Origin of the sequence: Yoonia sp. (assembly GCF_036007805.1) — a bacterium.
Taxonomy (GTDB): domain Bacteria; phylum Pseudomonadota; class Alphaproteobacteria; order Rhodobacterales; family Rhodobacteraceae; genus Yoonia.
The window spans coordinates 1-5783 of the sequence record NZ_DASYOK010000001.1 but is presented as its reverse complement, the minus strand read 5'-3'; the positions used below and the strand labels follow the sequence as shown (position 1 = coordinate 5783).

8 protein-coding genes are annotated in these 5783 nt (G+C 58.6%); 5 read left to right on the top strand and 3 right to left on the bottom strand.

Annotation, left to right across the window (positions count from 1 at the left end):
• Positions 1-843 (bottom strand): GTP-binding protein (locus tag VGP75_RS00040; protein WP_327541695.1); only part of this gene is annotated, 843 nt, incomplete at its 3' end.
• 168 nt (positions 844-1011) lie between these two features.
• Here VGP75_RS00040 and VGP75_RS00035 point away from each other — a divergent pair.
• Positions 1012-1275: a hypothetical protein gene (locus VGP75_RS00035; RefSeq protein ID WP_327541694.1), complete on the top strand. Its 264-nt coding sequence runs from the start codon at positions 1012-1014 to the stop codon at positions 1273-1275.
• A 31-nt stretch (positions 1276-1306) separates the two neighbouring features.
• Here the strand turns inward: VGP75_RS00035 and VGP75_RS00030 are convergent, their stop codons facing one another.
• The gene (locus tag VGP75_RS00030) at positions 1307-1600 is read right to left on the bottom strand and encodes a hypothetical protein (protein ID WP_327541693.1); all 294 of its coding nucleotides are present in this window, start codon (positions 1598-1600) and stop codon (positions 1307-1309) included.
• Between the two features lie 578 nt (positions 1601-2178).
• On the opposite strand from VGP75_RS00030, the gene VGP75_RS00025 reads away from it, so the two are divergent.
• Positions 2179-2385: a cold-shock protein gene (locus VGP75_RS00025; protein ID WP_055291918.1), complete on the top strand. Its 207-nt coding sequence runs from the start codon at positions 2179-2181 to the stop codon at positions 2383-2385.
• Positions 2386-2621: 236 nt separating this feature from the next.
• Positions 2622-2831, top strand: a complete 210-nt coding sequence (locus tag VGP75_RS00020) for a cold-shock protein (RefSeq protein ID WP_055291916.1) — start codon at positions 2622-2624, stop codon at positions 2829-2831.
• Between the two features lie 85 nt (positions 2832-2916).
• On the opposite strand, the gene VGP75_RS00015 is transcribed toward VGP75_RS00020, so the two are convergent.
• Positions 2917-3621: an arylesterase gene (locus tag VGP75_RS00015; protein ID WP_414727742.1), complete on the bottom strand. Its 705-nt coding sequence runs from the start codon at positions 3619-3621 to the stop codon at positions 2917-2919.
• Between VGP75_RS00015 and VGP75_RS00010 the strand changes: the two genes are divergently transcribed.
• Positions 3599-4291: an ABC transporter ATP-binding protein gene (locus VGP75_RS00010; RefSeq protein WP_327541691.1), complete on the top strand. Its 693-nt coding sequence runs from the start codon at positions 3599-3601 to the stop codon at positions 4289-4291. The genes VGP75_RS00015 and VGP75_RS00010 overlap by 23 nt on opposite strands.
• A partial coding sequence (locus VGP75_RS00005) for an ABC transporter permease (RefSeq protein ID WP_327541690.1) occupies positions 4288-5783 on the top strand: 1496 nt, incomplete at its 3' end. The genes VGP75_RS00010 and VGP75_RS00005, both read left to right, overlap by 4 nt.

The following is a 5783-nucleotide window of genomic DNA, read 5'->3' as shown; positions in this document are numbered from 1 at the left end:
TTTCTCGGATGTGATGGTGTCGCCGACGCGGGTGTCGCGGACCTGTTTGATCGAGCCTGTGATAAAGCCGATTTCACCGGGCCCGAGTTCGGTCACGTCCTGCATCTGGGGCCGGAAGACGCCGATCTTGTCGATGCCGTGGACAGCCCCGTTGGACATGAATTTGACGCGGTCGTTTTTCTTCATCACCCCGTCGATGATGCGCACAAGGACGATGACGCCGAGATAGCTGTCGTACCAGCTATCGACCAGCATCGCCCTGAGCGGCGCGTCGCGGTCGCCTTTGGGGGCGGGCAGCAGGTTGACGATGGCTTCCAGTGTTTCGTGGATGCCGATGCCTGTTTTCGCGCTGACACGGATCGCGCCAGAGGCGTCGATGCCGATCACGTCCTCGATCTGTGCCGCCACGCGGTCACATTCCGCCGCTGGCAGGTCGATCTTGTTCAAGACCGGCACGATTTCGTGGTCTGCGTCAATCGCCTGATAGACGTTGGCAAGCGTCTGCGCCTCGACCCCTTGGGTGCTGTCGACCACCAGAAGCGAGCCTTCGACCGCGCGCATGGAGCGGGAGACCTCATAGGCGAAGTCGACGTGACCGGGGGTGTCGATCAGGTTGAGGACATATTTCTTGCCGTTGTCGGCGACATAGTCGATCCGCACGGTGTTGGCCTTGATCGTGATGCCGCGCTCGCGCTCGATATCCATGCTATCGAGAAGCTGCGCCTTCATATCCCGTTCCGCCACCGTATTGGTGGATTGGATCAAGCGGTCTGCGAGGGTCGATTTCCCGTGGTCGATATGGGCAACGATCGAGAAATTACGGATGTGCGAAAGGTCTGTCATAACTGGGATATGGTGGGGTTTTTGCGCCTCGTCAATGCGGATAGTGACGCAGGATGATCGTGCCTTGCGGGCCGCCCGAACCAGAGCTGATAGAGGGTCGAACTTTTTTCTGGCGGGATGAGAGATTCAGGCTGGAACATAACATGAACATTCTTGTAGTTTTGCAGAATGCCATATGAACCGGTCACGCTTGGATTGAAGTTCGCCATCAGGGTCCATCACCTGACGGGGCGTGATGTTCTGGTGGTGTCCTGCCCTGCCTGTCACAAGGCCTATTGGGTGGCACCCCATGTCATCTATGCGCGCTTTCACGAACATCTCCCGCTTGAGACGGTCGCCAAGGACTTTGTCTGCAAGCGCTGTGGCAACAAGCGCGGGCTATCGTGGTATATTGAACGGGCCATTGGGCCAGAGTTTCCCCGATCCGCATAAAGACGGGGAAACAGAATGCCGCCAGATCGGTTTAAGCTGTCAGGCGTTTGTTGAGCGCATCGCCCTGTGAACGCGCGTCCTGCTTGTCGACGATCGAATAGAGCATGTCGATCTGCTCGGATGAAGTGAGGTCTTCATAGGCACGCACCATCGTAATCAGTGGTGCAATCCGGCTGCGGACCGTTTCACCCAATGCGCCGACAACGATTGCTTCAATCAATTCGTCAGAACATTCCAATTCGTAAAGGTTATGCACAAGCCCCGCGTAGTTGCTTTTGCTATTCAGGCAGCTTTCCAACGCATGGTTAATTTCTTTCACCGTCATAACGTCATCCTTTGATCAAACAGATCCAACTGGTCTTACAAGAGACGCGGACGTCCCTTTTCCTTTATGTGTCATCTTATTGCTGGCCAAGGCAAGTTGACGACCCCTAAAGACCCAAAAAAGCCTCAAAACTGTCGCCAGTCTGTGAACTATAGTGCCGTTTCGGGATTATTACCAATAGCACTGCGTGATTGGGCGTAACTATACGGTAATTTCATGACAGCGGGTGCGTGCGCCGGTCGGGCCGCGCCTCGGTGAATCGCAAGCTGGATCGGCAGCAACAACACGGCCAATGCGGCAGCGTCACTGGTGACAACGCAGACGTCAACAGGCCGCACCCCTCCGTCAGGACAACGCACGCCATTCAAGGGCGACAAGATGTCGGTGATTTTTCACCTATCAGCGCTTTTCTTGAGAAATCACTTGCTTTTTGAGGCGACAACCCCCACATGCGGGGTGCAGACGTTATGCAACTCGACCACTGTTTTCCCTTTCGGCTACAGTCTCTCGATCTTGACACTGACTAAGCCAAGCTGTCGCAATCTCGCGGACAGCATTGATACTAAAGGAAAAACACGATGGCTACTGGCACCGTGAAATGGTTCAACACAACTAAAGGCTTCGGCTTTATCGCACCCGATGGTGGATCCAAGGACGTTTTCGTTCACATCTCCGCTGTTGAGCGTTCAGGCATGACAGGCCTGCAGGATGACCAAAAGGTAACTTTTGACATCGAAGCAGGCCGTGATGGTCGCGAATCCGCTGTGAACCTCGCACTCGCATAAGCGAATTTTCAAAAGACGGCTGTAGCGCGCGCCTTAGCGCGCGCTCGCCACCCATTGTACGCCCAGAGCGCACAATCACCCAAGTTTCCTTGATTTTATACCAATAATGTGGCATGAAAGTGCTGCAACGTTGACCTATCGACCACTGTTTCCCTTACGGCCCAGTCTCTCGATCACGTTTGACCGAGCCGGTCCGCTGCAGTCCCGCGAGCGGAGAATATAAAGGAAACAAGGACATGGCTTCAGGCACTGTCAAATGGTTCAACACCACCAAAGGTTATGGTTTCATCGCACCCGATGGCGGCAGCAAGGATGTTTTCGTCCATATTTCAGCTGTCGAGCGGTCAGGTCTGACAGGTCTCAAGGACGACCAGAAGGTTAACTTTGACATCGAAGCTGGCCGCGACGGGCGTGAAAGCGCTGTGAATCTGACCCTCGCCGACTAAAGCAGGCTGATCAGTTTATATGTTTGATGGGCGCCTTCATTTGGCGCCCATTTTTGTTTGTGACGGGTCGCTGCCCCCTGAACGGCTAGGGCACCGCATTGACAAGCGCGAGCACAAAAGGCCCGATGGCGGCCGTGATCAGGGAAACACCTTCACGGTTGGGGTGAATTCCGTCAGCTTGCAAATATGCGCGCGCTGCATCTTGTGTGCCCCCCTCTGCGCGCAGTGCGCCCAGAAAGTCAGGATAAAGGGGAACGTCGTATTTTGCGGCAAGATCGGCATACATGCCTTCGAAGTCCTGCTTGTAGTCCTGCCCGTAGTTGCCCCCGACCGTCAGCCCCACCAAGAGCATCTCGACACCGGCCTGCTGCCCCGCCGCCAGAATACCATCGAGGTTCGCGCGACTGATCGCCGGATCAAGGCCGCGCAGATAGTCGTTGCCGCCCAATGCGACGATCATCGCGTCAACCTCGGGGGTGAGCGTCCAGCCGACACGGCTGAGCCCGCCTGCTGTGGTGTCGCCGGAAACACCTGCGTTGACCACGTTGACGTCGGCACCCTGATCCGTGAGCCATGTCTGGAGTTGCGGCACAAAGCCTTCGGCCTGTGGCAGCCCGTAGCCCTGTGTCAGGCTGTCACCCAGAGCCGCGATTGTGACGGTCTCGGCCTGTGCCAGCGTTGTGGTCAGCAAAACCGCCGCAAGAAGGTTGCTGCAGCGCAAAACGGCCCCATATGCAAAAGCATTGATACGACAAAAGGCGCCCGCGATGATCGATCCCGTTCTCTCCATTTCCCATGCGCACCTGTCGCTGGACGGCAACGCAGGCCGCGTCGACATTCTGCATGACATCTCGCTTGAGGTGGCCAGCGGCGAGACGCTGGGTCTGGTGGGGCCAAGTGGGTCGGGCAAGTCATCGCTCCTTATGTTGATGGGCGGGCTGGAACAGGCGTCATCGGGGGTCATCACGGCACTTGGCCAGGATCTGACGGCGATGAATGAAGACCAGCTTGCCCTCTTTCGTAGAGATCATATGGGGGTGGTGTTCCAGTCTTTCCACCTGATCCCGACAATGACCGCGCTTGAAAATGTCGCAACCCCGCTGGAACTGGCCGGCGCGAAGGACGCATTTGCGCGGGCGGCCGCCGAATTGGAGGCTGTGGGGCTTGGCAACCGCATGGATCATTACCCCAACCAGATGTCGGGCGGTGAGCAGCAGCGGGTTGCACTGGCGCGCGCCTCGGCCCCGCGCCCCAAGATTTTGCTGGCGGATGAGCCAACGGGCAATCTGGATGAAACCAACGGCGCTGCAATTATCAATCTGCTCTTTGATCTGCGGGACCGCCACGGGGCGACCTTGATTTTGGTGACACACGCCAATGAGCTGGCCGCGCGCTGTGACCGTGTGATCCGTCTGCGTGACGGGCGCATCGACAGCCCTGTCGCAAAGGCTGCGGAATGAGCCTTGCGATTGCATCACGGTTTGCCGCGCGCGAATTGCGCGGTGGCTTGCGCGGTTTTCGCGTGTTTCTGGCCTGTCTGGCGCTAGGTGTCGCGGCAATCGCGGCTGTGGGCACGGTACGCGCAGGCATTGAGGCGGGGTTGGCGCGGGATGGCGCGGCGCTCTTGGGCGGTGATGCGGAGGTTGAATTTACCTATCGGTTCGCGCGCGCAGAGGAACTGGCCTGGCTGAACAGCATTGCAACACGTGTGTCGGAAACGGTTGATTTCCGCTCAATGGCCGTGGTGGAACGGGATGGCGCGGCAGAGCGCGGGCTGACGCAAATTCGCGCGGTCGATGATCTCTATCCGTTGATCGGTCAGGTGACGCTTGATCCGCCGATCCCGCTGGCAGAAGCGCTGACCGATCATGGCGGGGTTATGGAGCGGGTGCTGGCCGATCGGCTGGCACTTGCGCCCGGTGATCGTTTCAGGTTGGGCGAACAGGATTTTACGCTGCGGGCAATACTGGATCGCTATCCGGATAATGCGGCGGGTGGTTTCGGTCTTGGGCCGCGCACGATTGTGAAGACAGCCGATCTGGCAAACTCGGGCCTGATCGTCGAGGGGACGTTGTTTTCCACGCAATACCGGCTGGATTTGCCCGAGGGCGCAGACCTGCAAGCATTGGAAGACAGCGCCGAGGCCCAGTTTCGTGACAGTGGATTGCGCTGGCGCGATAGCCGCCGTGGTGCGGGTGGTGTCGCGCAATTCGTGGACCGGATCGGCGCGTTCCTGATCCTTGTGGGGCTGTCAGGTCTGGCCGTCGGTGGCGTGGGTGTGTCGGCTGCTGTGCGGGCCTATCTGGCGGGCAAAACGCAGGTGATCGCCACGCTGAAAACGCTGGGTGCGACCCGTGCCGTGATCTTTCAGACCTACTTCATACAGATCGGTGTATTGACCCTTGCGGGCGTGATGCTGGGGCTGGTGATCGGGGCGGGGCTGCCTGTGCTTCTTGGCCCTTTGATTGAAGCACAATTACCCATTCCGGCGGTCTTTGCCGTTTATCCCGCACCGCTTTTCGAAGCGGCAGTCTACGGCCTGCTGGCGGCACTGATCTTTACCCTTTGGCCACTGGCCAAGACCGAGGATATTCGGGCCGCGACCCTGTTTCGGGATGCCTTTGCAGCCAGTGCCACCCTGCCCGCACCGCGCTATCTGGTGGCAATTGCCGTGTTGCTGTCTGCACTGGTCGGGGCCGCGATCCTGTTTTCCGGCACCGTCTTTCTGACGCTCTGGACCGCAGGCGGAATTGCGGGGGCGCTGGCCATTCTGGTGCTTGCCGCTATCGCCATCCGCTGGATCGCGCGGCGGTTTCGCAAACCGACACGCGGGCGCCCTGCCCTGCGTCTGGCCTTTGGCGCGATTGGCGCACGCGGGGGTGAGGCGACGTCGGTCGTGCTGTCGTTGGGCTTGGGCCTGACGGTGCTGGCGACTGTGGGACAAATTGACGG

Excerpts from the sequence above, each read along its gene's own strand:
- VGP75_RS00035 (WP_327541694.1), top strand. The coding sequence starts at position 1,012 with ATGCCATATGAACCGGTCACGCTTGGATTGAAGTTCGCCATCAGGGTC.
- VGP75_RS00030 (WP_327541693.1), bottom strand. The coding sequence starts at position 1,600 with ATGACGGTGAAAGAAATTAACCATGCGTTGGAAAGCTGCCTGAATAGC.
- VGP75_RS00025 (WP_055291918.1), top strand. The coding sequence starts at position 2,179 with ATGGCTACTGGCACCGTGAAATGGTTCAACACAACTAAAGGCTTCGGC.
- VGP75_RS00020 (WP_055291916.1), top strand. The coding sequence starts at position 2,622 with ATGGCTTCAGGCACTGTCAAATGGTTCAACACCACCAAAGGTTATGGT.
- VGP75_RS00010 (WP_327541691.1), top strand. The coding sequence starts at position 3,599 with ATGATCGATCCCGTTCTCTCCATTTCCCATGCGCACCTGTCGCTGGAC.
- VGP75_RS00015 (WP_414727742.1), bottom strand. The coding sequence starts at position 3,621 with ATGGAGAGAACGGGATCGATCATCGCGGGCGCCTTTTGTCGTATCAAT.